Source organism: Sphingobium indicum B90A (assembly GCF_000264945.2).
Lineage (GTDB): Bacteria > Pseudomonadota > Alphaproteobacteria > Sphingomonadales > Sphingomonadaceae > Sphingobium > Sphingobium indicum.
Window position 1 is genome coordinate 31,807 of record NZ_CP013070.1, and the last position, 24,251, is coordinate 56,057.

Below are 24,251 nucleotides of genomic sequence, written 5' to 3' on the forward strand. Positions count from 1 at the left end.
ATCCTTGAAACCCTCAAGGCACAACCGCTGAGCAACTGCAAATTACAGAGCCTGATCCTAGCGAACCGCAGCGGCATCGAGAAAGCGAGGATCGGCCCCGAACCAGCCACCGATCACCCGGCCGCCTTCGAGGAGGCGCTTGCCTTGCGCCGTCATGTGGATGCGTCCCTGTTCAACGCGGATGTTGCCCGACAAGCTCTGCTCCTCGATGCGCCGTTCGATCTGCTGCATGTCGCCCACATATTCGCGAGTGTAGACCTGCTCCAGCGCCGCCCGGTCAAGCAGCCCGTCCTCTCGTTCGATGCGGGCGAGCAGGAACATGGTGACTGACCTGTCGAACGTCACGGGAAACACGATCAGGAAACTGATGTTGAATGCCAGTGACAGCGCCATCGCCCCGACGATGGTGGAAAGGTCGAGCCAAGCTGCGCGGCGACCGACGATCGCCAGTAACAGCGCCAGCAGTGGAGCGGTGACCGCCGCCGCCGCGATTCCTCGGTAGAAGAGGATTGGCATGCCGCTGAAGACCGGCGAAACGATGAGGGCGAGATACAGGAGGAACCCCAACAGCAGCGCGCCGGAATAGGCGAGGGCGAGGTGTGTGAGGCGGAGTGCTATCGTCATGGAGCTATATCCTTGACCGAGACGAGGCAAGCTGATGGCTGACGGTAGAGGCAGCGCAGACCTGCTGGCGGACCGCCTGAGCTTTTCCACAGCGGATCGGAAGACGCGAACATGAGATAATCCACACCAGCATTCCGGGCGCGGCGGACCATGTCCGCGGCAGGCAGGGCCTGGATGTAGATCGGTTTCAGCATCGCGATCCGCGCGGCCACGTCGGCGGCAGGCGCGCCGAACAGGTTCGCGTCCCGATCGGCGACCCCGGTGCGGTGCGTGCCGTACAAGCCAAAATCGAACATGCGCCGGTGGAGCGCCGGGTTATGTTGGATGATGGCCGACGTTGGCAAGTGAAGGGTCGCCCATTCATAGACGGCGCGCTGATCGTCATCATCTGCGCGGGCCGCGATCAGATCGCCGTCGCTGGTCGCCATATAAGGGGGACGAATGAAACGCAGTCCCACGATGTCCCAAAGCACAGCGGCAATCCCCAGGGCGAGCAGGGCCTTGACGCTCCATCGAGTGTCGCGCAGACGCTTGACAGGTCCCTGTAGCGCTGCTGCGGTCCAAAGGATGGCGGCGAATTGCACGAACCATATCGACCTCCAAGCCAGGTCGTTGTTGAGGATCGTCGACTTGAGAAAGGTCGCCACGGCCAAGGCGCACAGAGCGCTCGCCAGCAGCAGGCGCGACATGGCGGTCGGCGCCGGCCGGTCACGCATTCCCCACCAGCTGATCGTTCCCCAGGCGAAAATCCCGAATTCAATGCCATAATTGAGCGGCAGAAGAGCAGCGTTAAGCAGGTTCCACCATCCACCTTCCGGCATCAGCACAGTGAAGGCGCGCACAGTCACGCCCACCGGAAAGCCGCTGTCATGCCGGAAGTGGAGCAGGTCGCATATCTGGAGCGCCGAAGCGACCAGCGCGGCGGTGCCCGCGAGTGTGAGCCAGGGTTCGCGACGCCACAGCGAGATCGCTCCCCAGATGACCAGCACCGGCGCGATCGTGAGCATGACCCAAACCGAAGAGCCAAAGCAGGTGGCTACGGCAAGGCCGGCCATCAAGGAAAGCAGCGCGGCTCGCCTGCCCCGCAGAGCCTGCGCGCGTACCAGCAGCAGCAAGCCGACCCACGCTGCTATCATGGCGGTCAGATGATGCGGTACGCCGATCGCCGAATACACCGCGAAGCCGACCGTCGTGTTCCACCAATCACTTTGCGCATCGACCACGCCTGTCGCTGTGAACCGCAGCGCCATCATGATAAGGTCGGCGCCGGAAACGAAGCAGAACAGGGTCACAAGGCCCATGAAGACGCGCTCGCGCCCCGTGCGCACCAGTCCCGCTTCTCGCGCGACGCACCACAGCGCTGCGGGCAGTGCAAGGCCTGCCCAGAAGAGCGATGCGGTAAAGGCCATGCGGGGGCTGACGAACAGCGCGCTCGTCCATTCGATCGCGGCGGACCAGAGGTAGTAATAGTAATAATAGCCAACGCCGCCAGGTCGCGCGAAGAAGGGGTCTTGAAAGGGCAGGCCGTCGCGCACGATCGCGTGGGTTGTGGCAGCATGCTTGACCAGGTCGATATAGAGCAGCGACTGGTTCAGCTTCCCGGCGATCGGGAAATCGACCGAATCGAATATGACGATGAACAGCCATAGCAGCACGGCGCCCAAGAGCTGGCTGGCCATCGGCGGTCGCAAGGTCCTGTGGTCTGCGAGCCCATAAATCGCGAGCAGGCCATGGAAAGTGACCATGGCTGCTAGGCCCAATGCGCGAACGAGAAGCGCATCGACAGCCGGTAGTACCGCGAAGGCAAGGATCAGTCCCCATGCGATGCGAGTCCAGCCCCGCCCCGTTTCAAGGCCCGCCCGCGTCAGGATACGCGCAAACCCCAGGCCGGGGAGAAGGATCAGGCCAAAGCCAAGCACTATGCCCAGCGACAGGCTCGACAGATCGGCGAGAAGGAAAGTCATCTAGGAGAGAAAGGTGCGAGCCATGGTTCCATCGGCCTTAGACATTGATGGTTAACATGCCGCTAATCAGTTGCCGACGCACGTTGCGACTTGACCACACTCCCGCCATGTCCGCCCAGCTCGGCGTGTCCATTACAAGCGGATATGTCAGGTGCGGGCTGGCCGGGCTGACGCGTTCCCAAGCGTCGCCGAAGTCCTAGATATATTGGAAGGTCTTACGCCCCGTGTCCGCCAGGACTGGGCGAGAGTGGCCTTACGTGCTTCGAGCGGCCCGTCGAAGCCATATTCGGGATCGGGGATGCCCAAGCCGGTCTGCCCGAAGCTCATTTCCTATAGGTGAGAGTCCGTTCAGGAGAAGGCGGTCTGGAAGACGGTGTGCAGACGATCGAGCCGGATATTGAGCGGCACCTCCAGGGTCCGGCAGACGGTCGGGGTGACATCGTCCAGCGTAATCTTCATCCGCACCACGATGCCGTTGCTCACGCAGCCTTCTCCGGATCGTTGGTCATCCTTGATGCCTGCTATTTCCAGGAGAGGAAGTCATCGATCCGATTGATCGGGGTGGTTGGGCACCTAGCATCAGCGTGCTTCGGGCGGGTTCACCTTCATCCCGAAGGCCTGTCAACCGGCGCCCAGCATTGGCCCACCTTTGTTTAGAGCTGGTGGTTATCCTGGTAGTCCATAGGATGGACCCGCGGACGCCGACGCGCGTCGTCAGGAGCGCCGGCGGCGGCGTCCGCGGGAGGTACCTGTGGGCCCACCGGGATAACCGCCGGGGATGGGGTCCGGGAAAGGGGTTTTCTCGCCTCGGCTCCGGTTTTGAACCGCCATGACCATGCTGCAAGTGCCGGTCCATCCCGGCGAAATCCTGAATGAATTTTTGGAGGAAATGGGTATTAGCTCTGGAAAGCTGGCAAAGCATATCCATGTACCTCGCACGCGGATCGAGCGGCTATGTGCTTAGGAGACTTCCGTTACCATTGATACCGCAATGCGGCTGGCGCGGGCGCTGGGCACGACCGCTGAGTCCTGGCTAAACCTTCAGGCGCATCATGACCCGCTGGTGACGGACGCGGCGGAGATAAAGGAAATAGAGCCGCTGCTTGCAGCCTGACCTTTTATCCTGCCGTCCCGAGCGGTTTTTTTCTCAATGTGAAGCGAAAAAGTGGAGCCGGTTCCCGCAGCCGATTCCACCTTTTGGCCCGCTCCCTTCAGCTCAATTTGTTAATGGATTCACGCATGTGATCCACGCTGACACTGGAATAGCGCTGGACCATCCGGAGCGACTTCCAGCCGCCCATGTTCATGATGGTGATGAGGTCGATCCCCGCCATGACGCAGTGCGATGCCCAGTGGTGGCGCCAGTCATGGACGGTGAAATCCTCTACCCCTGCGCGCTTGCACGCGGTGGCGTGTTGGTTCTTGATGGGGTTGCCGCCGGGAATGGGGGCCTTGCGGGTGTCCTGATAGGGTTTGCCGAACCGATTGAGGAAGACATGCCCCGTTGTCGGCTGGCCCCGCTTCTCCCAGATCGGGCGCAGCACGTCCATGACACGTGGATGCATCGGCACGGATCGGATGATCGCATTCTTGGTGTGATTGAGTCGGATCGAGCCCTCCTTCATATCGACGCCGTTCACGCCCCAGGGCAACTGCAACGCGGTCTGGATGCGTGGGCCATGGAAGGCGAGCAGGGTGATGATCGGCTGTATGTGGGGCGAGTAGGCCGCGATCAACCGGTCGCGATCCTCCTTGCTAAGGAAGCGTACCCGTTCATTGTTGAACGGGATCGCCTTGATCCGCAGGGGCGGGAGGTCGTGCAGCTCGTGATAGACATTGATCGCGGCCTGGAACACGGAGCGATAGCGATCCTGGCCCGCCGGATCGTGCCCGGTCAGATAGGCACGGCGGAAATGTTCCCATGCCTGTTTGGGCTCGCGCAGGGAAAAGTCGCCGATCAACCCGTTGAGTTTGCCGATGCGCAGGACATCGGACGGGCAAGGCGGCTTCGCCTTGGTCAGGTAGCTATCAAAAGCGTCGGCTATTCTGCCTTGCGCCACGGTCGCGGCCGGACCGAACATCAGTTGGTGACGCAGCTTCGTCTCATGTTCAGCCATCAGATGGGCTGCGGCGTCGGGGTCGCTCGTTCCTGTGCTGAATTCCTTGACGATGATCTTTTTCTTACCGAGTCCGACTGAGCCCCGGATGTAATAGATGCCTTGCTTCCCACGAGTACGGATGGAGAGCATCTTGGTTTCCTTTCTATTTGATCGCGGCCTGTGCCGGGCAGATTTTTCTGCAGGCGTGAACAAGCAGCGCGTCATGTTTTATGAAGGTCGGGCGCATTCCGTTGCCCAAGTCGGCGTGAGCTTCATGGCGAACCAGGGCGGAGTGTCGCGAGACAGGAAGCAATTGGTCCGCGACCTTGCGGCGGTGCCCGAGCTCTCAGCGAACGGGAGGCTTTTCGCTTGGCATCGGCGCGCTGGCCGCTGACCGGTGTGCCCCGTCGGCTCAGCTTTGGCGGCTTCAGCGAAGCTTTCCTTTTGGCTTTGTTCGCCGCCGCCGAATGATTGTCGACCGCCTTCGTCTGAGGGGCGTTGAGCCGTGTCCGCGACTCGGGAATTGGCTGCGCTGGCCCAGCATCCGCACGCCCAGAATTTGCCAAAAGAAGCGGGTGATTTGCCCAAAATTTGCCGAAAAGGGCGGTGGCCGGGTTCGACCTGCGCCGGCCGGCAGGCAAACAAAAACCCCGCCAAACCGTTGATTTGACGGGGTTTTCGATGGTGGGCGTGGCAAGGATTGAACTTGCGACCCCTGCGATGTCAACACAGTGCTCTACCACTGAGCTACACGCCCACGGTGGAGTGGGCCAATAGCGGGGGGGGGAGGCAGCGCAAGCGGGAAATTGAGCCGTGCCGCTATTCTTCTGGACAGCAGCCCGCCAAGCCATATGTTGCGGCGCGAAAAGGGGACGCCAAACACCATGCTGCCATCGCCAACGCCGTCTGACCAGCCCATCGCGCGCCTGCCATTCTATCGCCAGCTCTATGTCCAGGTGCTGATCGCCATCGCCGCGGGCGTGGCGATCGGGCATTTTTTTCCCGAAACCGGCGTCGCGCTCCAGCCCTTGGGGGAAGCCTTCATCAAGCTGGTCAAGATGATCATCGCGCCGGTCATCTTCCTCACCATCGTGACCGGCGTGGCGGGGATGAAGGAGCTGGGCGCGATCGGCCGGGTCGCGGCCAAGGCCTTCGCCTATTTCCTGACATTTTCCACCCTGGCGCTGATCGTCGGGTTGATCGTCGCCAATGTCGTCCATCCGGGCGCGGGGCTGAATATCGATCCCGCCACGCTGGATGTGGGCAAGGTCGCCCAATATCAGCAGCAGGCGCATGACCGGACGCTGACGGGATTCCTGCTGGACATCATTCCCGGCACGCTGGTTTCGGCCGTGGCGGACGGGCACAATATCCTGCAGGTGCTGTTCGTCGCGATCCTGTTCGGCATCGCCCTCACCATGATCGGCGAAAGGGCCGATCCGCTGATGACGGTGCTCGAATCGGCCAGCCATGCGATCTTCAAGCTGGTGTCCTTCCTGATGAAGGCGGCGCCGCTGGGCGCTTTCGGCGCCATGGCCTTCACCATCGGCAAATATGGGGTGGGGGCGCTGGCCAATCTGGCCGGCCTGGTGGCGACATTCTACCTGACGTCGATATTGTTCGTGCTGGTGGTGCTGGGGCTGGTCGCGCGGCTGGCCGGGTTCAACATCCTGCACCTGATCCGCTATCTGAGGGCGGAACTGTTGCTGGTGCTCGGCACCTCTTCCTCCGAAGCGGCGCTGCCGAGCCTGATCGAGAAGATGGAGCGGGCCGGATGCCGCAAATCGGTGGTCGGGCTGGTGGTGCCGACGGGCTACAGCTTCAACCTGGACGGCACCAATATCTATATGACGCTGGCGGCGCTGTTCATCGCGCAGGCGACCAATGTGCACCTTAGCCTGGAGGAGCAGATGTTGCTGCTGCTGGTCGCCATGCTCTCCAGCAAGGGGGCGGCGGGCGTGACGGGGGCGGGGTTCATCACGCTTGCGGCAACGCTTTCCATCGTGCCTTCGGTGCCGGTGGCGGGCATGACGCTGATCCTGGGCGTCGACCGCTTCATGAGCGAATGCCGCAGCCTCACCAATTTCATCGGCAACGCGGTCGCGACGGTCGTGGTGTCGGCATGGGAGAAGGGGCTGGACCGGGAGCGGTTCGCCGCCGCCATGGCCGGGCAGCCTCTGCCGCCGACGCCCGATATGGAAGAGGTCGTCGCCGGCTGACGCCTAGTTCAGCCCGGTCAGGCTCTCCGTACCGAACATGCGCTCCACCTCCAGCACCAGTTCGCGCAGGTGGAAGGGCTTGGACAGGACTTTCGCCTGCGGCACGGCCTTGCCCGCCTTCAGCGTGACCGCGGCAAAGCCGGTGATGAACATGATTCGCATGTCGGGCGCGACCGCGGCGGCATGCTGGGCCAGTTCGATCCCGTCCATTTCCGGCATGACGATGTCCGTCAGCAGCAGGTCGAAACGGTCGCTGTCGATATGCGGCACCGCCTGCGCGCCGGTGGCGACGGACACGACCTCATAGCCTGAGCGCTCCAGGGCGCGGGCCAGATAGGCGCGCATGCTTTCATCATCTTCCGCCAGCAGAATTCGAATCATTGCCCCGTACGTCTCGTCCCTGGCCTGTGACGGCCGCCCCCCTGATCGCCCCCTTCGCGGATGGCGTGAAGCGACTATATATGCGACAAGGTGTAAATATTATCCAGCCGAGTAACCATTTTTGGGCGGCCGCTGTGAAAGGATCTTGTTTGGGACATAGCGCGCCGCCGGTTCCGACCGAAACCACGCCCGCCTACGATCTTTACGAGCCCGCTGTCCCCGCCGGGCCGGTGGTCGTTTCCGTGCCGCATGCGGGCCGTGATTATGACGCGGCGTTGCTGGCGCAGGCGCGGGTGCGGCGGGATGTTCTGCAAAGGCTGGAGGATCGCTGGGCGGACATGCTGGCCTATCCGCTGGTGGATCAGGGCGTTCCAGTGCTGGTGGCGCGGGTGCCGCGGGCGGCGATCGACCTCAACCGGCATGAGCGGGAGATCGATGCGGCCATGGTCGGCGGCATTCCCCGCGACGTCCCCCTGCAAAGCAGCGCCAAGTTGCGCGGCGGGCTGGGCCTGATCCCGCGCCGCTTGCCGGGCGCGCATGAACTCTGGCAGCGCTCGCTTGGCTGGGCGGAGGTGGTGCGCCGGATCGAACTGTTCCACAGGCCCTATCATGCGACGCTGGCGCGGCTGATGCGGGCGGCGCGGGATGCCTATGGCCATGCGATCCTGATCGACCTGCATTCCATGCCGCCGCTGCCCCCGCCCACGGCCGGCCAGGCTGCCGCCGGGCTGGTGCTGGGGGATCGATTCGGCCGCAGCGCTTCGGCCCGGCTGATGACGCTGGCGGCGGACGTGGCGGCCGCCCACGGCATCGCGGTCGCGCAGAATCATCCTTATGCGGGCGATCACATGGTGGAGCGCCATGGCAGGCCGATGCATGGGCTTTATGCCATCCAGGTGGAATGCGACCGAAGCCTTTATCTGGACGACGCCATGGACCAGCCGGGGCCTGGCCTTGCCGCCATGCAGAAGGTGGTGGCGGCCATCGTGAACGCCCTGGCGCATGAACTGCCGCGTTCGGACTATGCGATGGCGGCGGAGTGATTGGGAAGAACAGGGCGTCAGGGCCGATCGGCATTCAACCCATGACGGCCTGCAAAATGGGCGAAGCGAGCCACGTGCCTCGCTTCAATTTCCGCGCTTCCGGCGCATCGTCGCCCAAAAACGGCGCCTACGGAAAAAGGGCGGCGCACAAGGCGCCGCCCCCATTTCCTCCGGCCGCGGCCGGAAAGCAGTTCCGCTTGCGCGGGGCTTGACCGAACTTACTTGAGTTCGACGGTCGCGCCGGCTTCTTCCAGCTGCTTCTTGATCTTCTCGGCTTCGTCCTTGCCGACGCCTTCCTTGACGGCCTTCGGCGCGCCTTCGACCAGCGCCTTGGCTTCGGTGAGGCCCAGGCCGGTGATGGCGCGGACTTCCTTGATGACGTTGATCTTCTTGCCGCCGTCGCCGGTCAGGACGACGTCGAATTCGTCCTTGGCTTCTTCAGCGGGAGCAGCGCCGGCGGCGCCACCGGCCGGAGCGGCAACGGCGACGGCAGCGGCGGCCGAAACGCCCCACTTTTCTTCCAGAGCCTTGGAAAGCTCGGCGGCTTCGAGGACGGTCAGGGCCGAGAGCTGGTCGACCAGAGCATTGATGTCTGCCATGTTACTTTACCTATTCCCTTCTGGGCGGGGCGTTGGAAGGCCCCTTAAACGAGAGTTGAAAACAGTCTTTTCGGGAAATCCCGCGGCGATCAGGCCGCGTTCTTTTCCGCATAGGCGTTGAAGACCCGCGCGAGCTGGGCAGCCGGCGCCTGGGTGACGGTCGCGAGCTTGGTCGCGGGCGCAACGAGCAACCCGACGATCTTGGCGCGCAGTTCATCCAGCGACGGCATCGAGGCGAGCGCCTTGACGCCCTCCGCGTTCAGCAGCACTTCGCCCATCGCGCCGCCAACGATCTCTAGCTTGTCGTTGGTCTTGGCGAATTCGACCGCAACCTTCGCGGCTGCGACCGGATCGGCCGAGGAGGCGAGGCCGACCGGGCCGGTCAGCAGATCGCTGATGCCGGTATAGTCGGTGCCTTCAAGGGCGATCTTGGCGAGGCGGTTCTTCGTAACCTTGTAGGTGCCGCCGGCTTCGCGCATCTTCTGGCGGAGCTGGGTCGACTGGGCGACCGTCAGCCCGAGGTTGCGGGTCACGACGACCACGCCGACCTCTGCCAGATGTGCGTTCAGCGCGGAAACGACCTCAGCTTTCTGATTACGATCCATGCCATTACTCCACTTCATGTCCACCGGACGGCCCGATGAACGGCAAAACCCACGGGCGAACCCGCGGGGCATTGGTCCGAAGGGGAGAGATCGACTGGCCCGTATCCCTCAAGGAGAACAGGCAGACCCGGACAGGCGCTTGCGCCCGGCCGGCAAAGAACTTTTCCCCGTCTAGGCCGGAAATTAAGAAGGGCAGATTCCCTTCACCGACTGTCTCGGACGGAAGGCCACCGGCACTGCTGCCAGGGGCCTGCTGCGGGCGCCCCTACAGATTTACAGGAGGCATGTCACGCGGATTCTGACGAAGGGTCGGATCGGAGCGCGGAAAAGCGCGGTTTTCCGTCGAAGTTCACAGTGTATGCGCGCGCGGGCGTGAGCGCGCGTAGGCGTGGTGGGAAGCGGATCGACATTTCAAAGACGGGGGCGGGATAGGCAGGCCGGAGGATGTAGGACAGGAGAAAGGGGAGCAGGCTGCGGGAAATAGGATGGTTTTTGCGCAAGCTGTGGCCTGTGGGTGACAGGCGGCAGAGCAGCGCAGTTTGCGGCCAAGGAGCGGGATCCCGGCTCAAGGCCGGGATGACGGAAGGAGGCTGTCTGGAAGCGACCAATTTTCGCCTTTGACATGTGATTGCGCTGTTCTCGATTGCGGACGTTCGTTTCTAACGTCAGAGTCAAAGGAAATTTCTGAGGCTAGCATGTGGCGAAGGTATATTGCTTGGATCGATAGAGACCTTGGCGACGGATGGCCGCGCATGAACGGTCCTTCCAGCTTAGTGCCCATCATGCCGCTGATGATCGCGGCAATTTTGAGCCTGATATTCCATCGGATGGGTGAAACACCGTCAGCGCTCGAAGGCGTCGCTGTAGGCAGCATCACGTTCGCTCTTTTCGCCATATGGATTTGGCGCGTATACAAAGGTGCGAGACGCCAGCTGGCACGCTCACGCCCGGACGAAATGGATGGTTAGCCAATAGGCTGAGAAAGCTATTCCGTTCCAAAAAAGCGAGACGACTGCATGTCCGCTAACTTGATGGATGCCGCTCACAGCAGACAGTCCCCTATCCACCCAACCCCGTCACCCCGGCCTTGAGCCGGGGTCTCGCTGCCTGTCAGGCGAGCAGGTTGAACATGTCCTGCCAGTCAGGGTTGCTGCGTTCGATCAGGTCGAATTTCCATGCGCGTCGCCAACGCTTGAGACGTTTTTCCTGTTTGACGCAAGTTGCGATGTCCTCGCCATGTTCGGCCCAGACCAGGCGGGACAGGCCTTAGCGGGCGCAGAAATCGGAGCCGGTGCCGGAACGGTGCTGACTGATCCGGGAGGCGAGGTCGGAAGTCACCCCAATATACAGCGTTCCGCGATAGCGGTTGCTCATGATGTAGACCCAGCCGCCCTTGTTCGTCCGTTGCACAGGCGACAGCTTTAAGAAGCGGGACCCCGGGGCAAGCCCGGGGTGACGGGAATGAGGCGGCCGATCTCACGCGATGGCATGCTTATACCCGGTCCGCCTGCACCACCGTGTCGAGGCCCCGCAGCGCCGACAATATGCGGTTCAAGTGCTGCGCGTCGGCCACTTCCAGGTCGATGATGTCGGTGTGGAAGGGGCCTTCGCGGTTCACCAGTTGCAGGTTCAGAATGTTCGCCTTGGTCGCGCCGAACACGTTGGTGACGGCGGCCAGCGCGCCCGGCTGGTTCTTGACGATCACCTGGAGCCGCGCCGTGCCGCCCTTGGACTTGCTGTCCCAGCTCAAATCCACCCAATCGTCGTCCTGATCCACCTCCAGCGAGCGGCAGTCGATGGTGTGGACCTCGATCGGCTCGCCGGTGCGGCGGACGCCGACGATGCGGTCGCCGGGGACGGGGTGGCAGCAATCGCCCAGATTATAGGCGATGCCCGGCGTCAGGCCGCGGATCGACACCGGGGCATGCTGGCGCGGATGGGCTTCCTCCACCCCCTCCGCGCTGGTGGAGCCGGGGATCAGCGCCTCCATCACCTCCGAATCGAGCAATCTGTGCGTGGCGATGGCGACCATCAGCGAGGCGCGATCGTCCAGCTTGAGCCGTTTGAGCGCCGCCTTCAGCGCCTTGTCGCCCAGTTCGCTCGCCAGTTCGGGGGAGAAGCGGCCGATAATCTCCTCATAGAGCTTCTCGCCCAGCGCCACTTCCTCGCCGCGCTGCTTCTGGCGGATATAGCGGCGGATGGCGGCGCGGGCCTTGCCGGTGATGGCGAAGGTCAGCCAGCCGGGCTGCGGTTCCTGCCCCTCGGATTTCAGGATTTCGACCTGGTCGCCATTTTCCAGCATGGTGCGCAGCGGCACGACCCGGCCGTTGACCTTCGCCCCGACCGTCTGGTTGCCGAGCGACGTGTGCACGGCATAGGCGAAATCGACCGGCGTCGACCCCTTGGGCAACTGGTGCAGCTCGCCCTTGGGGGAGAAGGCGAAGATGCGGTCCTGATACATCGCCATGCGCGTATGTTCGAGCAGTTCGTCCGCGTCCTGGCTCTGCTCCAGGATTTCGACCAGGTCGCGCAGCCATGCCGCCTGATGGTCGCTGGCGTCGCCCTTCTGCTTGTAGGCCCAGTGCGCGGCCAGGCCGAGTTCGGCATCATGATGCATGTCGCGGCTGCGGATCTGCACCTCTATCCGGGCATTGTCCTGATGGATGACCGTGGTGTGCAGCGAGCGATAGCCGTTGCGCTTGGGCGTGGAGATGTAATCCTTGAACCGGCCCGGCACCATCTTGAAGGTCTGGTGGATGACGCCCAGCGCGCGGTAGCAATCCTCCGCCGTCTCGGTGATCACGCGGAAGGCCATGACGTCGGTCAGTTGCTCGAAGCTGATATGGCGTTCCTGCATCTTCTTCCAGATGGAATAGGGATGCTTCTCCCGCCCCGACACCGTGACCGGCAGCCCCTTGCCGCCCAGCAGCAGTTGCAGTTCCGCGCCGATCCGGTCGACCTTGTCATGGCCGCCTTCCTTCAGTTGCTCCAGCCGCTTGGTGATGCTGTCATAGGCCTCCGGCTCCAGTTCGCGGAAAGCCAGAAGCTGCATCTCGCGCATGAAGTCGTACATGCCGATCCGCTCCGCCAGCGGGGCGTAGATGTCCATCGTCTCGCGGGCGATGCGGCGGCGCTTCTGCTCATTCTTGATGAAGTGCAGCGTGCGCATATTGTGCAGCCGGTCGGCCAGCTTCACCAGCAGCACCCGGATGTCGTCCGACATGGCGAGCAGGAATTTGCGCAGATTTTCCGCCGCCCGCTCATTTTCGGACATGGCCTCGATCTTGCTGAGCTTGGTGACGCCGTCGACCATCTTGGCGACGTCCTTGCCGAAGGCCTGCTCTATCTCCTCATAGGTGACCAGCGTATCCTCTATCGTGTCGTGAAGCAGCGCGGTCACGATGGTCTGGTCGTCCAGGTTGAAGTCGGTCAAAATGCCTGCGACTTCAATGGGATGGCTGAAATAAGGGTCGCCGCTGGCGCGCTTCTGGCTGCCGTGCTTCTGGACCGAAAACACATAGGCGCGGTTGATCATCGCTTCGTCCGCTTCCGGATCGTAGCGCTTTACCCGTTCAACAAGTTCGTACTGGCGTAGCATCCTGTTGCGATTGTCCGCGATGTCCCTTGCTGTGCAACAAAAAAATCCCATCTTGGGTGAATAGCGATGCGCTTTTGCAACGCGGGTGGCTTTGAGCTATCAAGTGAGACGATGACACATATTCTGGCGCAGGATCTGGAGCAATGCGCGCTGCCCGGCGCATTGGAAGCGATGGGAGAACGCTGGTCGTTCCTCATATTGCGGGGCGCTCTTTCGGGAATCCGGCATTTCGAGGAGTTTCAATCGACCCTCGGCATTGCCCGCAACATCCTGGCGAATCGGCTCGCCCGGCTGGTGGAAAACGGCATCATGGTGCGTCAGCCCATGCAGTGCGACCGGCGCAAGGTCGAATATCGCCTGACCCAGAAGGGGGAGGATCTGGCCCCCGCGATGATCGCGCTGCGCCAATGGGGCGAAAAATGGGGCTGCGGCCCCGCATCCTGCCAGGTGCTGGCCGACGGCCGCGACCGGCAGCCGATCCGCAAGATGACCATCCAGGCCCATGACGGCCGGGTGCTGGAGCCGGGCGACCTGATCTGGCTTTGCGTCGATGAGGAAACGCCGGTCCGGCAGGAAGCCGCCGTCGCCTGACGCAATGGGCGCGCGCCCTGCATCGGTCGGTCATGCTGAAACAAGTTCAGCATGACGGTTGTTCTGACAGCCTATGATGCTTTAGGCTGACGCCAATGTCAGTGCATCGTTTCCAGCCCCAGCCCTTTTTCGCGGACAAGAATCGCGCCTTCTGGAACCTCCAGTCCGTGGGATGGGCCGGCGCGTTCCTGTTGCGCGGGTCGTCCACCATCGCCAACGGGCAGCCGCTTTCCAGCCTGATCCCGGTGATGATCTCGACCGTGTCGGGCTATTCGGTGACGCTGCTGATCGCGGTGGTGTTCCGCTTCCTCCAGCGGCAGCGGCCCATCGTCACCTGGGGCGCGTCCATCGTCACGGTGGTGGTCGCGGCGGGGCTGGTGGCGTTCATCGACGCCTGGGTGTTCTCGACCCAGAATAGGGGCAGCGACACGGCGGGGCTGCAACTGTTCCTGGGCGCCTTCTACCTCAGCATGACCCTGCTGGGCGCATGGTCGGCGCTTTATTATGCGATCAATTTCTACCTGACGGTGGAGGAGCAGGCGGACCAGTTGCTGCGGCTGGAAAATCAGGCGTCCAGCGCGCAACTCGCCATGCTGCGTTATCAGCTCAATCCGCATTTCCTGTTCAATACGTTGAACAGCATCTCCACGCTGGTGCTGCTGAAGCAGACGGACCGGGCCAATGCCATGCTGTCGCGCCTGTCCTCCTTCCTGCGCTATACCCTGATCAACGAACCGACCGCGCAGGTGACGATAGAGCAGGAGATCGAGACGCTGAAACTCTATCTGGAGATCGAGAAGATGCGGTTCGAGGACCGTCTGCGGCCGGTCTTCAACATCGATCCGGCGGTGGCGCAATCGCGCCTGCCCTCCCTGCTGCTCCAGCCGCTGGTTGAAAACGCCATCAAATATGCGGTCACGCCCAAGGAAGAAGGCGCGGAAATCTCCGTCACGGCGCAGCCTGCCGGTGAAAACGTCCGGATCATCGTATCCGATACGGGTCCGGGATTGAATGAGGGGTTCACCCGCCCGAACAATCCCGTCAGCGAAGGAACGGGCGTCGGGCTGGCGAACATCCGCGACAGGCTGATTCAGGCCTTCGGGGAACGACAGAGCTTCGAAACGCGTTCCACGCCTGGCGGCTTTTCGGTCCTGATCGAAATGCCGCTTAACCTGGATGAACCATCGAGAGTGGCCGCATGACCATCAGAACAATCCTCGTCGACGACGAAAGCCTGGCTATACAAGGCCTCAAGCTGCGTCTGGAAGCGCATGAGGATGTCGAAATCGTAGAAACCTGCTCCAACGGCCGCGAAGCGATCCGCGCCATAAAGACGCACAAGCCCGACCTTGTGTTCCTCGACATCCAAATGCCCGGCTTCGACGGATTTTCCGTCGTGCAGGGGCTGATGGAGGTGGAACCGCCGCTCTTCATCTTCTGCACCGCCTATAGCGACCATGCGATCCGCGCTTTCGAGGCGCAGGCGGTCGATTATCTGATGAAGCCGGTGGAGGAGGGACGGCTTGCCGACGCGCTGGACCGGGTGCGCCAGCGCCTGTCCGAAAAACGCCAGGTGCAGGAAGTGGAAAAGCTGCGCGAAGTGCTGGCGGAGGTCGCGCCGGACGCGATGAACGACTTTGCGGGCGATGGCGACGCGCCCGCCGCCAACCGCTTCGAAAAGCTCATCAACATCAAGGATCGCGGGCAGATATTCCGCGTGGACGTCGATTCCATCGAGCGGATCGACGCCGCGGGCGACTATATGTGCATCTATACCGCCGACAATTCGCTGATCCTGCGCGAGACGATGAAGGATCTGGAAAAGCGGCTGGACCCGCGCAATTTCCAGCGGGTGCATCGTTCGACCATCGTGAACCTCAGCCAGGTGCGACAGGTGAAGCCGCACACCAACGGCGAATGCTTCCTGGTGCTGGAATCCGGCGCGCAGGTGAAGGTCAGCCGCTCCTATCGCGACGTGGTGGCGCGGTTCGTGCATTGATCGGAGTGTAAGAGTGACGTGCTCCTGCGAAGGCAGGAGCCTAGTTCAGACGGTGCGGTTGCAGGTCGAAGGCAGAGCTGGGTTCCTGCCTTCGCAGGAACACGGTAGAGAAAGCCGGTGAGCAAGCCCGGTTACGTCTACATCATGGCCAGCCGCCGCAACGGCACGCTTTACCTGGGCGTAACCAGCGATCTCGTCAAACGCGCCTGGCAGCATCGCAACGGCTTGGGCAGCGAATTCAGCGCCGAATATCGCTGCCATTTCCTGGTCTGGTACGAGGCCTATGACGATCTTCAGGAGGCCCGCCTCCGCGAACTTCGCATGAAGAAATGGAAACGCGACTGGAAGCTGCGCCTGATCGAGACAGCCAACCCCGGCTGGCGCGATCTGTTCGAAGAGGTCGCCCAATAAGCATCCGTGCTCCTGCGAAGGCACTCGAACGAGACAAGTGGCTCGTGAGAGCCCAGTTCCAACGTCCGACCGGGTTCCCGCCGGCGCTAGAACATGGTTCAACTCACTCTAACGAAACACCCACTGCCTATTCAGCCCGAACACCAGCGCGGGCGTCACGAACAGCATGGCCGGGATGGGCGACCATTCCGGCCATTGCATATGGGTCACGCACAACCACACCCATAGCGCGTTCAGCGCATAGCTCACCAGCGACACCGCGACGAAGCGGACCCCCCGCGCCGCCTGGTTGTCGCGCCCGCCATGTCCACGAAAGGTGAAGCTGCTGTGCGTGACATAGCCGACCGCCACCGCCGCCAGATAGCCGATGCCGTTGGCGACCTGCGGATGCAGCCCGACCGGCGCGGCCAGCGTCCAGTAGATCGTCGCCTGACAGGCGGTCACGAACAGCCCGGTCAGGCCGTAACGGACGATCTGCCAGAACAGCGCCTGCTTTTCCGGTGTGAAGATATGAAGGATTTTCATGCCGCCCCGTTGCGCTTTGATGCGGACCCTCTAATCGAGCCACCATGAAACTGCAAAGCTGGCCTGCCCTGCGCGCGCGCATCCTTCCCCTGGCGGCGAAAATGTCGCTCTACGCGGAACGGAACTGGAAGTGGCTGACCGTCCTGCTGTGGATCGGCGCCATGGCCTATATGGTTTCCACCCGCTGGCCGCAGATACAGTGGCTGACGCTGAACGATACCGACGACAATATCCGCTATCTGCAGGTGAAGGACTGGCTGGCCGGGCAGGGGTGGTACGACCTGCGGCAATATCGGCTGGATCCGCCCGCCGGGTTCGACATCCACTGGTCGCGGCTGGTGGACCTGCCGCTGGCGGGGCTGATGCTGTTCTTCCGCGCCTTCCTGGACCAGGGGCTGGCCGACCGGCTGGCCTGCGGCATCGCGCCGATGCTGCCGCTGTTGCCGCTGATGCTGGGGCTGGGCTTCATCGCCCGGCGGCTGGCGGGGGGGAACAGCTGGTTCCTGGCGGCGCTGGCGCCCTTCGCCGCGCAGATGGGCATCAGCATGTTCTTGCCGATGCGGATCGACCATCATGGCTGGCAACTGGCCTTCACCGTGCTGATGCTGGCGGGCGTGGTCGACCGCAACTGGCTGCGCGGCGGCATCGTCGCGGGGGTCAGCAGCGCGCTGTCCATCGCCATCGGCATGGAGATGATCGTCTATCTGGCGGCGGGCGGCGCGCTCATCGCGCTGCGCTGGGTGTTCAAGGACGGCGCGGCGCGGCGGATGCTGCCCTATGCGATCAGCCTTGGCGGCGCGACGTCGGTGCTGTTCGTGCTGTTCGCCAGCTACGCGAACCGGGAAATGCTGTGCGACGCCATCTCGCCCATCTGGGTCGCGATCTTCGCGGCGGCGTCGGCGGGGATGGCGCTGCTGGCGCTGCTGCCGCTCAAAAACTGGCCTGCGCGGCTTGGCGCGGGGCTGGCGGTCGGCGCGGCGGTGGCGGCCTTCGCCTGGACGAACTGGCCGCAATGCCTGTCGGGCGCCTATCAGATCTCGCCCGAATTGCAGAAGCTGTGGCTGGCCAACATCCGCGAGGCCAAGCCGATCACGGTGCAGGCGCGCAGCCTGGTGGTGCCGTTGATGGCCATTCCGGCGGCGGGCCTGATCGGCCTGCTCTGGGCGCTGTGGGACGCGCGCAGGGACGCCGACCGGCTCTGGGCCTGGGCCACGGTGGGCCTGATGATGCTCTTTTCCACGGCGCTGCTGTTCTGGCAGCTTCGGGCCGGTCCGGCGGCGCAACTGCTGGCCATACCGCCCGCCGCCTGGGCCGCCTATCGGCTGCTGTGCCTGATCGCGACGGGAAGGCCCGCCGTTCGACTGGTCGCGGCGCTGGGCGCGGCGGCGCTGGCCGGCGCGGCCTTCGCGACGCCGCTTTATCCGCAGATCAACCGGCTCTGGGTCATGGCGACGGGCGAGCAGCCCAAGCCGCAAAAGCCCAAGGCGCAGGCGCGGCGGAAGGCCATCGCCAACGCCAATGGCCGTTGCCGCACCCTGCCGGCGCTGGAGGTGCTCAATCAGGTGCCGCCCGCCACCATCTTCACCATGGTCGACCTGGGGCCGCGCCTGATCGTCGCGACGCATCACAGCGCCGTTGCTGGCCCCTATCACCGCAACGGCGCGACGATCCTGGACATGCACCATGCCTATGACGGCCCTGCCGACGCGTTCCGGCCGATCGCGGCGAAGCACCATGCCGCCTATCTGCTGGTGTGCCCCGGCTTTCCCGAAGGCACCATCTATCAGGCGCGCAGCCCCAGGGGCTTTTATGCCGGGCTGATGCGGGGCGACGTGCCCGGCTGGCTAAGGCCGGTGCCGCTGAGGACAGGGATGACGCTGCCCTACACGCTCTATCGCATCGATTATTCAGCGCCGGGCGAGAAAAAAATCCCGCAGCAGCGTTGATGCCTCGGCCTGCGCCAGGCCGCCATAGACTTCCGGCCGGTGCAGGCATTGCGGTTGGGTGAAGAAACGCGGTCCCTGTTCGATCGCGCCGCCCTTGGGGTCCGCCGCGGCATAATAGAGGCGGGCGATGCGGGCGTGGGAGATCGCGCCGGCGCACATGGCGCACGGTTCCAGCGTCACCCACAGGTCGCATCCGGCGAGGCGGAAGTCGCCCAGATGGGCCGCCGCGGCGCGGATCGCGACCATTTCGGCATGGGCCGTGGGGTCATTGTCGCGCCGGTTGCGATTTTCCCCCTCCCCGATGATCCGGCCGTCCAGGGTGACGACCGCGCCGATCGGCACTTCGCCCGCGTCGGCGGCGGCGCGGGCCAGGTCCAGCGCGCGCCGCATCGGTTCGGGCAGGGGAAAGGGGGAAGGCATGGCTTCGCCCATAGAGGATAAGCGCGCGCGAGGGGAGGGGGGCGGTTCCGCGGAAAGCAACCTGTTCCTGCCTTCGCAGGAACATGGAGGGTCTTTTCACGGCTTCTGCACATCCACCGTCGGCACCTCGACCGTTTCCTTGCGCTTGCCGACCTCGACCTTGGCCACGCTGGCCTCATATTTGGGCAGGGAGCCGCCCTTGACCGCGATTTCCGGCAGGCGCCCTTCCCGCGTCTTTTGCAGGTCGATGAAGCCGGTGGCGATGCCGCCGGCCAGGACCAGCAGCAGGATCAGCAACAGGCCACCAATGAATCGCATTTCCGCCTCCTTTGGCTTATGGGCCTTCAACGCTCATGAGTCGGAAAGGGTTGCGGCCCGGAAAGGCGCTGGGCGGGTTGACGCGCGCGGGGAATCCCGTTATCCGCGCCGCTTTCCGAACGAACCCGAATTACAAGGTTGATTGACTATGTCGCGCATTTGCGAGCTGACCGGCAAGGGTCGCCAGGTGGGTCACAATGTTTCCCACGCCAATAACAAGACCAAGCGCGTGTTCCTGCCCAACCTGCAGAACGTGTCGCTGATCTCCGAAGCGCTGGAAACGACCGTGAAGCTGCGCGTGTCAACCCATGGCCTGCGTTCGGTCGAGCATAATGGCGGCCTGGACAACTGGCTGCTGAAGACCAGCGACGACAAGCTGTCGCTGAAGGCCCGCCGCCTGAAGCGCGACATCGCGAAGAAGAAGGCTGCCGTCGCGGCCTGATTCGGTTCGATTCGTTCGCTTGAAGAAGCGGCCCGGCGACGGGCCGCTTTTTTGCGTTGGCCGATGTTAATCCTCCCTGCGCGCAGCGTGGGGAGGGTCGAAGAGAGGCGCGTGACTCTCTTCGCCGCCGCTGAAAGCGGTGGTGGAGGGGAGCGCCCGCAGGGCGCCGGAGGTCGTGCCCATTCCCCTCCACCAGCCTTCGGCTGGTCCCCCTCCCCATCTACCGATGGGGAGGAATAGGGTAGGTCAACTCCCAAGAGGCCTTATTCCCAATCCAACCCGAATTTCAGCAGCAAAGTCCGCTGGAAGAATTCATGATTGTCATCGGACGCGATCCAGACGATCCGGCGCCCGCCCTCCCGCGTCACGGCCAGCCCTTCGAAATTGTCGGCCAGCAGCGGCGGCGCCAGCCGGGCCAGCGCCCGCGCCTTCAGTCGGTCGCCGGGGCGCGGCCGTTCCGGCAGTTCGACCATCGCCAGCGTCGCGGTGAACAAGGATTGCAGGGTCAGCCGCCGGTTGAGCACCAGCACATGCCGCTTGTCCAGCGCCACCGCGTCGGTCGGGCGATAGCCCCGCGGCGGCACATAGCGCAGGTGCATGGGGTGCGCGGTCGCGGCCTCCGCCGGGTCGCCCGCGAACAGCAGCGCGTCGTGGCTGCCGTCGGCGGTCATGCCCATTTCCGCCAGCACCAGGAAACGCCCATCGGGCAGCCGCGCCAGCGATTCGATCGATCCGGTTTCGGGCCAGGCCTCCATCTCCGGCCAGGTGCGGCAGGCCTCCACGCGGGCGAAGCCGGGCGAATAGCGGCAGACCATCTGCTGCAATTCGAAACCCACCCAATAGCGCCCGGTGGCGGGGTCGCGGGCCATCGCTTCTGAATCCCAGGCCCACCAGGGGCGGTCGCGGTCCTGCGGCCGGATGGGGAGGGGGGCGATGAACGGCCGCCGCTCCCCCCTGCCGGAACCGACGTGGAACCCCATCAGCGTGCCGGAATCGCTCAGCGCCAAAATCTGCCCGTCCGGTTCCGCCAGCAGGGACGATATGCCGCCAAACCCATGATGCGCGCTGCTCAATTGCCATCCGCCCAGATAATGAAGCGGCCCCAGGTCGCGCTGGCCGGGATCGGCGGCGTTCAGCGGCAGGGGGCGCGCCCTCACCAGCAGTGGGCCGGGGCCGAAGGGTTCGGGCTTGTTCTTGTGCGGCGCGGGAAGCAGCAGGATCGCGAGCAGCAGGACGATCAGGATTCGGCGCATCGCCCCTGCCATAGGGGATAATCGGCCGCCGTGCAGGGTTTTTCGCGGCGCTGGCCTCGGCACGCGAAAAGCGCGATAAGCTGTCGGGCGGTCGCTCCGATGCTGAACGGCGGCTGACATCGCCATTCAGGCTTGGCTCAATGCGAATCGGGCAGAAAGGGCTTCAATCGATGGCGAGTCCCCGCTTGGGAAGACCCTGCCGGGATCGAGGGCTAATGAGGAGCAACGCCATGAAGACGAAGTTTCTGATCAATCTGGGGGCGGCGCTGGCGATGGGCGCTGCCTCTCTTGCCGTCACCGCAACGCCGGCCATGGCCCGCGACGGTTGGGGCCGCCATTATGAACGCGGCGACTATTATCGCGGCGACCGGGGTTATCGCGGCTATCGCGACGGCTATTACCGGGGCGGCGGCTATTATCGCGGCGATCGCTATTATCGGGGCTATCGCGGCTATCGCGGCGGCTATCGCTGCCGGGACAACGGCACGGGCGGCACCATCATCGGCGCGATCGCCGGCGGGCTGCTGGGCAACGAAGTGGGCAAGGGCAGCGGCCGCTATGGCCGTCGCGGCGACGGCACCACGGGCGCCATCATCGGCGCGGGCGTGGGCGCGTTGGCCGGGCGGGCGATCGACCGGGATTGCTGATCCATCGCCGAAAGATGAACGAAAAAAAAGGGCCGCTCCACCGGGGCGGCCCTTTTTTGTTCGGGCAAGGCAAAGAAAAGGGCCGCCCCGTTTCCGGCGCGGCCCGTTCCAGACAATTCCCGGGTAGGGAATTACATCGCGTTCGCGGCAGCGTTGCCGGCCGTGTTGGCAACGTTCGAAGCGGCGTTCGAAGCGTTGTCGGCGGCGTTCATCGCGGCGTTCATGGCGTTGTCGGCAGCGTTCGACGCGTTCTCGGCAGCATTGGCCGACGCGTTGGCGGCATTTTCCGCACCGCCCGAGCAGGCGGCCAGGCCGAGCGACGCGGCGAGAACGAGCGAAAGAGCAATCGACTTGGTCATGGGTTAACCCCTCTCTGAGAATAATAACGGCGCAGACCACTCTCGGAGAAAAGTTCACCCCCCATTGCGTCTGCGCCGCGATTCGTAATGAATCCGGCGACTCATGGCAATCCCAATCATGCGCCAAGCCCGTGATTTGGGGCTGCAAGGGGTCGAACGGCGCCGTTCCGAACGGCCATTGACGTATATAAAGATTTCTTTATATGATCCTGTCATGAGCGCGGCACTCGACATTTTCCGGGCATTGGGCGATCCCACGCGGCTGCGCATCATCCATCTGTTGCGCGCCATGGAACTGGCCGTGGGCGAGATCGCGCAGGTCGTCGGGCAAAGCCAGCCCCGCGTGTCGCGCCATGTCCGCATCCTGGCCGAAGCCGATCTGGTCGAACGGCGCAAGGAAGGCAATTGGGTTTTCCTGCGCCTGGGCAAAAAGGCGGAAATCGCGCCTTTCCTGACGCTTTTCGACCAGCTTGTCCCGTCGGAGGGCGAATTGCTGTGGCAGAAGGCGGACCTGGCCCGGCTGGCCGCGGTGCGGGCGGACCGCGCCCAGGCGGCGGAAAGCTATTTCGCCGAACATGCCGAGGAATGGGACGCGATCCGGTCGCTCCACGTGCCGGAGGGGGATGTGGAGGCGGCGATGACCGCGTTGCTGGCGGCGGAACCCATCGGCCATCTGCTCGACATCGGCACCGGCACCGGGCGCATGATCGAATTGTTCGGCCCGTCGGCGGACCAGGTGACGGCGCTGGACCGCAGCCCCGACATGTTGCGGCTGGCCCGCGCCAAGCTGCCGGAGGATGCGGGCGACAAATATGCGCTGGTGCTGGGCGATTTCGGCGCGCTGCCGCTGGAGCCGGGCAGCGCCGACACGGTGGTGCTGCATCAGGTGCTGCACTATGCGCAGGCGCCCGAAGCGGTGATCGAGGAAGCGGCGCGGGTGACGGCGGCGGGCGGCCGCGTCCTGATCGCCGATTTCGCGGCGCATGAACGGGAGGAACTGCGGCTGCGCGACCAGCATGCGCGCCTGGGCTTTTCCGACGATCAGATCGAAAGCTGGTTCGCGGACGCGGGCCTGGAACTGGAGCGGGTGGAGGTGCTGCCCGGCCAGGAACTGACGGTGCAATTATGGCTGGGGCGGCGCCGCGGCGCGCGCGTCCTGCCTATCGAAGGACGACTTTCCGCATGACCCTTGGTTTCCCCTCCGTCGAAGCGGCCCAGGCCTGGCAGGCGCCGCTCTACGCCGATCTGGCGGGCGACGTGAATGTGAGCTTCGAATTCTTCCCCCCCAAGTCGGAGAAGATGGAGGAGCAGCTATGGTCCGCCATCCAGACGCTGACGCCGCTCGGCCCGAAATTCGTGTCCGTCACCTATGGCGCGGGCGGGTCGACGCGGGAGCGGACGCACAACACGGTGGCCCGGATCGCGAAGGAAACGCCCCTGTCGGCGGCGGCGCACCTGACCTGCGTGGCGGCGAGCCGAGCTGAAATCGACGAGGTGGCCGACGCCTATTGGGAAGCGGGCGTGCGGCATATCGTGGCCCTGCGCGGCGATCCGCCGGAAATGGGCGCGAAGTTCGAACCGCATCCGGAAGGCTACAAGGGCGCGGCCGAACTGGTCGAGGGATTGCGCAAGCGTCACCTGTTCGAGATTTCCGTGGCCGCCTATCCCGAAACCCATCCCGACGCGCAGAGCGCGCAGAGCGACATCGACAATTTGAAGCGCAAGCTGGACGCGGGCGCGACGCGGGCGATCACCCAATTCTTCTTCGAGCCGGACACCTTCTTCCGCTTCCGCGACGCGGTTGCGGCGGCGGGGATCGACGCGGACATCATCCCCGGCATCATGCCGGTCAGCAATTTCGCGGCGGTCCAGCGCATGTCGGCCATGTGCAACACCGACGTGCCGGGCTGGATGGGCAAGCTGTTCGAGGGGCTGGACGACCATGCGGCGGCCCGGCAACTCGTGTCCGCGACGCTGGCGGCGGAACTGTGCCGCAAACTCTATGCGGGCGGGGTGCGCGACTTTCATTTCTACACGCTCAACCGGGCGGAACTGAGCTATGCGATCTGCCATCTGCTGGGGTTGCGGCCGGTGGCGACAAATGCGGTTTGAAATTTTCCGTTCGTCCTGAGTAGCCATTGAGCCCGTCGAAATGGCGTATCGAAGGACCGCCCTTCGATACGGGTCTTCGACAAGCTCAGCCCCTAC

At 63.8% G+C, this 24,251-nt stretch carries 26 protein-coding genes, 1 tRNA gene and 1 pseudogene; 13 read left to right on the plus strand and 15 right to left on the minus strand.

What is annotated here, in order from left to right:
• Positions 1–57 precede the first annotated feature (57 nt).
• The 4 genes from SIDU_RS00180 to SIDU_RS00200 all read right to left on the minus strand — a co-directional run bounded on the left by SIDU_RS00180 (position 58) and on the right by SIDU_RS00200 (position 4,837).
• Positions 58–624, minus strand: coding sequence for a hypothetical protein (locus tag SIDU_RS00180; protein ID WP_007687430.1), 567 nt, complete (start codon positions 622–624; stop codon positions 58–60).
• Entirely contained in the window at positions 621–2,543 is a 1,923-nt protein-coding gene (locus SIDU_RS00185) for a hypothetical protein (RefSeq protein ID WP_233431856.1), read from the minus strand. Before SIDU_RS00185 ends, SIDU_RS00180 begins: the two co-directional genes overlap by 4 nt.
• 393 nt (positions 2,544–2,936) lie before the next feature.
• Positions 2,937–3,071, minus strand: coding sequence for a plasmid pRiA4b ORF-3-like protein (locus tag SIDU_RS19925; protein WP_007687434.1), 135 nt, complete (start codon positions 3,069–3,071; stop codon positions 2,937–2,939).
• A gap of 728 nt (positions 3,072–3,799) precedes the next feature.
• On the minus strand, positions 3,800–4,837 hold the full coding sequence (locus tag SIDU_RS00200) for a tyrosine-type recombinase/integrase (protein ID WP_073507104.1): 1,038 nt from the start codon (positions 4,835–4,837) through the stop codon (positions 3,800–3,802).
• Here SIDU_RS00200 and SIDU_RS19590 point away from each other — a divergent pair.
• Positions 4,827–5,081 carry a hypothetical protein gene (locus SIDU_RS19590; RefSeq protein WP_025771631.1) on the plus strand — a complete coding sequence of 85 codons (255 nt, stop codon included), beginning with the start codon at positions 4,827–4,829 and terminating at the stop codon, positions 5,079–5,081. The genes SIDU_RS00200 and SIDU_RS19590 overlap by 11 nt on opposite strands.
• A 288-nt stretch (positions 5,082–5,369) precedes the next feature.
• On the opposite strand, the gene SIDU_RS00210 is transcribed toward SIDU_RS19590, so the two are convergent.
• Positions 5,370–5,444: transfer RNA gene (locus SIDU_RS00210), tRNA-Val, on the minus strand.
• A 127-nt stretch (positions 5,445–5,571) separates the two neighbouring features.
• Here SIDU_RS00210 and SIDU_RS00215 point away from each other — a divergent pair.
• Positions 5,572–6,906: a dicarboxylate/amino acid:cation symporter gene (locus tag SIDU_RS00215; protein ID WP_025160594.1), complete on the plus strand. Its 1,335-nt coding sequence runs from the start codon at positions 5,572–5,574 to the stop codon at positions 6,904–6,906.
• 3 nt (positions 6,907–6,909) lie between these two features.
• On the opposite strand, the gene cpdR is transcribed toward SIDU_RS00215, so the two are convergent.
• Positions 6,910–7,287 carry a cell cycle two-component system response regulator CpdR gene (cpdR, locus tag SIDU_RS00220; RefSeq protein WP_007687442.1) on the minus strand — a complete coding sequence of 126 codons (378 nt, stop codon included), beginning with the start codon at positions 7,285–7,287 and terminating at the stop codon, positions 6,910–6,912.
• A gap of 149 nt (positions 7,288–7,436) precedes the next feature.
• On the opposite strand from cpdR, the gene SIDU_RS00225 reads away from it, so the two are divergent.
• Positions 7,437–8,330, plus strand: a complete 894-nt coding sequence (locus SIDU_RS00225; protein WP_007687444.1) for an N-formylglutamate amidohydrolase — start codon at positions 7,437–7,439, stop codon at positions 8,328–8,330.
• Between the two features lie 218 nt (positions 8,331–8,548).
• Here SIDU_RS00225 and rplL read toward each other — a convergent pair whose 3' ends face one another.
• On the minus strand, positions 8,549–8,929 hold the full coding sequence (rplL, locus tag SIDU_RS00230; protein WP_007687446.1) for a 50S ribosomal protein L7/L12: 381 nt from the start codon (positions 8,927–8,929) through the stop codon (positions 8,549–8,551).
• 89 nt (positions 8,930–9,018) lie between these two features.
• Positions 9,019–9,534, minus strand: coding sequence for a 50S ribosomal protein L10 (gene rplJ, locus SIDU_RS00235; RefSeq protein ID WP_007687448.1), 516 nt, complete (start codon positions 9,532–9,534; stop codon positions 9,019–9,021).
• A 752-nt stretch (positions 9,535–10,286) separates the two neighbouring features.
• Here rplJ and SIDU_RS00240 point away from each other — a divergent pair.
• Positions 10,287–10,502 carry a hypothetical protein gene (locus SIDU_RS00240; RefSeq protein WP_039980257.1) on the plus strand — a complete coding sequence of 72 codons (216 nt, stop codon included), beginning with the start codon at positions 10,287–10,289 and terminating at the stop codon, positions 10,500–10,502.
• Positions 10,503–10,644: 142 nt separating this feature from the next.
• On the opposite strand, the pseudogene SIDU_RS00245 reads toward SIDU_RS00240, so the two are convergent.
• Positions 10,645–10,944: pseudogene (locus tag SIDU_RS00245) on the minus strand (GIY-YIG nuclease family protein).
• 82 nt (positions 10,945–11,026) lie between these two features.
• Entirely contained in the window at positions 11,027–13,132 is a 2,106-nt protein-coding gene (locus SIDU_RS00250; protein WP_007687453.1) for a RelA/SpoT family protein, read from the minus strand.
• 111 nt (positions 13,133–13,243) lie between these two features.
• On the opposite strand from SIDU_RS00250, the gene SIDU_RS00255 reads away from it, so the two are divergent.
• The 4 genes from SIDU_RS00255 to SIDU_RS00270 all read left to right on the plus strand — a co-directional run bounded on the left by SIDU_RS00255 (position 13,244) and on the right by SIDU_RS00270 (position 16,133).
• Positions 13,244–13,723 carry a winged helix-turn-helix transcriptional regulator gene (locus SIDU_RS00255; protein WP_007687456.1) on the plus strand — a complete coding sequence of 160 codons (480 nt, stop codon included), beginning with the start codon at positions 13,244–13,246 and terminating at the stop codon, positions 13,721–13,723.
• A gap of 95 nt (positions 13,724–13,818) precedes the next feature.
• Complete coding sequence (locus SIDU_RS00260) at positions 13,819–14,925, plus strand: sensor histidine kinase (protein WP_007687467.1); 1,107 nt, start codon at positions 13,819–13,821, stop codon at positions 14,923–14,925.
• A complete protein-coding gene (locus SIDU_RS00265; protein ID WP_007687468.1) occupies positions 14,922–15,722 on the plus strand; it encodes a LytR/AlgR family response regulator transcription factor in 801 nt (266 codons plus the stop codon). The genes SIDU_RS00260 and SIDU_RS00265 overlap by 4 nt, the downstream gene beginning before the upstream one ends.
• Before the next feature lie 117 nt (positions 15,723–15,839).
• A complete protein-coding gene (locus tag SIDU_RS00270; protein WP_007687470.1) occupies positions 15,840–16,133 on the plus strand; it encodes a GIY-YIG nuclease family protein in 294 nt (97 codons plus the stop codon).
• 108 nt (positions 16,134–16,241) lie between these two features.
• Here SIDU_RS00270 and SIDU_RS00275 read toward each other — a convergent pair whose 3' ends face one another.
• Complete coding sequence (locus SIDU_RS00275) at positions 16,242–16,658, minus strand: GtrA family protein (protein WP_007687472.1); 417 nt, start codon at positions 16,656–16,658, stop codon at positions 16,242–16,244.
• A gap of 44 nt (positions 16,659–16,702) precedes the next feature.
• Here SIDU_RS00275 and SIDU_RS00280 point away from each other — a divergent pair, with 44 nt between their 5' ends.
• Complete coding sequence (locus SIDU_RS00280) at positions 16,703–18,604, plus strand: hypothetical protein (protein ID WP_007687474.1); 1,902 nt, start codon at positions 16,703–16,705, stop codon at positions 18,602–18,604.
• Here the strand turns inward: SIDU_RS00280 and SIDU_RS00285 are convergent.
• Complete coding sequence (locus SIDU_RS00285) at positions 18,566–19,024, minus strand: nucleoside deaminase (RefSeq protein WP_039980268.1); 459 nt, start codon at positions 19,022–19,024, stop codon at positions 18,566–18,568. The genes SIDU_RS00280 and SIDU_RS00285 overlap by 39 nt on opposite strands.
• A gap of 96 nt (positions 19,025–19,120) precedes the next feature.
• The gene (locus SIDU_RS00290; protein WP_007687479.1) at positions 19,121–19,342 is read right to left on the minus strand and encodes a hypothetical protein; all 222 of its coding nucleotides are present in this window, start codon (positions 19,340–19,342) and stop codon (positions 19,121–19,123) included.
• Between the two features lie 148 nt (positions 19,343–19,490).
• Between SIDU_RS00290 and rpmB the strand changes: the two genes are divergently transcribed.
• The gene (gene rpmB / locus SIDU_RS00295; protein ID WP_007687480.1) at positions 19,491–19,784 is read left to right on the plus strand and encodes a 50S ribosomal protein L28; all 294 of its coding nucleotides are present in this window, start codon (positions 19,491–19,493) and stop codon (positions 19,782–19,784) included.
• A gap of 263 nt (positions 19,785–20,047) precedes the next feature.
• On the opposite strand, the gene SIDU_RS00300 is transcribed toward rpmB, so the two are convergent.
• On the minus strand, positions 20,048–21,037 hold the full coding sequence (locus SIDU_RS00300; protein WP_007687481.1) for an esterase-like activity of phytase family protein: 990 nt from the start codon (positions 21,035–21,037) through the stop codon (positions 20,048–20,050).
• A 230-nt stretch (positions 21,038–21,267) separates the two neighbouring features.
• Here SIDU_RS00300 and SIDU_RS00305 point away from each other — a divergent pair, with 230 nt between their 5' ends.
• Positions 21,268–21,684, plus strand: a complete 417-nt coding sequence (locus SIDU_RS00305) for a glycine zipper 2TM domain-containing protein (protein WP_007687483.1) — start codon at positions 21,268–21,270, stop codon at positions 21,682–21,684.
• A gap of 131 nt (positions 21,685–21,815) precedes the next feature.
• Here SIDU_RS00305 and SIDU_RS00310 read toward each other — a convergent pair whose 3' ends face one another.
• On the minus strand, positions 21,816–22,043 hold the full coding sequence (locus SIDU_RS00310; protein WP_007687485.1) for a hypothetical protein: 228 nt from the start codon (positions 22,041–22,043) through the stop codon (positions 21,816–21,818).
• Positions 22,044–22,257: 214 nt separating this feature from the next.
• Here SIDU_RS00310 and SIDU_RS00315 point away from each other — a divergent pair, with 214 nt between their 5' ends.
• Together SIDU_RS00315 and metF are read left to right on the plus strand one after the other, a co-directional pair.
• Complete coding sequence (locus SIDU_RS00315; protein WP_007687487.1) at positions 22,258–23,229, plus strand: ArsR/SmtB family transcription factor; 972 nt, start codon at positions 22,258–22,260, stop codon at positions 23,227–23,229.
• The gene (gene metF, locus SIDU_RS00320; RefSeq protein ID WP_007687489.1) at positions 23,226–24,155 is read left to right on the plus strand and encodes a methylenetetrahydrofolate reductase; all 930 of its coding nucleotides are present in this window, start codon (positions 23,226–23,228) and stop codon (positions 24,153–24,155) included. The genes SIDU_RS00315 and metF overlap by 4 nt, the downstream gene beginning before the upstream one ends.
• Positions 24,156–24,251 lie beyond the last annotated feature (96 nt).

What these genes read in the sequence shown, in the direction of transcription:
- SIDU_RS00180 (WP_007687430.1), bottom strand. Translation starts at nt 624, where the DNA reads ATGACGATAGCACTCCGCCTCACACACCTCGCCCTCGCCTATTCCGGC.
- SIDU_RS19590 (WP_025771631.1), top strand. Translation starts at nt 4,827, where the DNA reads ATGGAGAGCATCTTGGTTTCCTTTCTATTTGATCGCGGCCTGTGCCGG.
- SIDU_RS00200 (WP_073507104.1), bottom strand. Translation starts at nt 4,837, where the DNA reads ATGCTCTCCATCCGTACTCGTGGGAAGCAAGGCATCTATTACATCCGG.
- SIDU_RS00215 (WP_025160594.1), top strand. Translation starts at nt 5,572, where the DNA reads ATGCTGCCATCGCCAACGCCGTCTGACCAGCCCATCGCGCGCCTGCCA.
- cpdR (WP_007687442.1), bottom strand. Translation starts at nt 7,287, where the DNA reads ATGATTCGAATTCTGCTGGCGGAAGATGATGAAAGCATGCGCGCCTAT.
- rplL (WP_007687446.1), bottom strand. Translation starts at nt 8,929, where the DNA reads ATGGCAGACATCAATGCTCTGGTCGACCAGCTCTCGGCCCTGACCGTC.
- rplJ (WP_007687448.1), bottom strand. Translation starts at nt 9,534, where the DNA reads ATGGATCGTAATCAGAAAGCTGAGGTCGTTTCCGCGCTGAACGCACAT.
- SIDU_RS00240 (WP_039980257.1), top strand. Translation starts at nt 10,287, where the DNA reads ATGAACGGTCCTTCCAGCTTAGTGCCCATCATGCCGCTGATGATCGCG.
- SIDU_RS00250 (WP_007687453.1), bottom strand. Translation starts at nt 13,132, where the DNA reads ATGCTACGCCAGTACGAACTTGTTGAACGGGTAAAGCGCTACGATCCG.
- SIDU_RS00255 (WP_007687456.1), top strand. Translation starts at nt 13,244, where the DNA reads ATGACACATATTCTGGCGCAGGATCTGGAGCAATGCGCGCTGCCCGGC.
- SIDU_RS00260 (WP_007687467.1), top strand. Translation starts at nt 13,819, where the DNA reads ATGTCAGTGCATCGTTTCCAGCCCCAGCCCTTTTTCGCGGACAAGAAT.
- SIDU_RS00265 (WP_007687468.1), top strand. Translation starts at nt 14,922, where the DNA reads ATGACCATCAGAACAATCCTCGTCGACGACGAAAGCCTGGCTATACAA.
- SIDU_RS00275 (WP_007687472.1), bottom strand. Translation starts at nt 16,658, where the DNA reads ATGAAAATCCTTCATATCTTCACACCGGAAAAGCAGGCGCTGTTCTGG.
- SIDU_RS00280 (WP_007687474.1), top strand. Translation starts at nt 16,703, where the DNA reads ATGAAACTGCAAAGCTGGCCTGCCCTGCGCGCGCGCATCCTTCCCCTG.
- SIDU_RS00285 (WP_039980268.1), bottom strand. Translation starts at nt 19,024, where the DNA reads ATGCCTTCCCCCTTTCCCCTGCCCGAACCGATGCGGCGCGCGCTGGAC.
- SIDU_RS00290 (WP_007687479.1), bottom strand. Translation starts at nt 19,342, where the DNA reads ATGCGATTCATTGGTGGCCTGTTGCTGATCCTGCTGCTGGTCCTGGCC.
- rpmB (WP_007687480.1), top strand. Translation starts at nt 19,491, where the DNA reads ATGTCGCGCATTTGCGAGCTGACCGGCAAGGGTCGCCAGGTGGGTCAC.
- SIDU_RS00300 (WP_007687481.1), bottom strand. Translation starts at nt 21,037, where the DNA reads ATGCGCCGAATCCTGATCGTCCTGCTGCTCGCGATCCTGCTGCTTCCC.
- SIDU_RS00305 (WP_007687483.1), top strand. Translation starts at nt 21,268, where the DNA reads ATGAAGACGAAGTTTCTGATCAATCTGGGGGCGGCGCTGGCGATGGGC.
- SIDU_RS00310 (WP_007687485.1), bottom strand. Translation starts at nt 22,043, where the DNA reads ATGACCAAGTCGATTGCTCTTTCGCTCGTTCTCGCCGCGTCGCTCGGC.
- SIDU_RS00315 (WP_007687487.1), top strand. Translation starts at nt 22,258, where the DNA reads ATGAGCGCGGCACTCGACATTTTCCGGGCATTGGGCGATCCCACGCGG.
- metF (WP_007687489.1), top strand. Translation starts at nt 23,226, where the DNA reads ATGACCCTTGGTTTCCCCTCCGTCGAAGCGGCCCAGGCCTGGCAGGCG.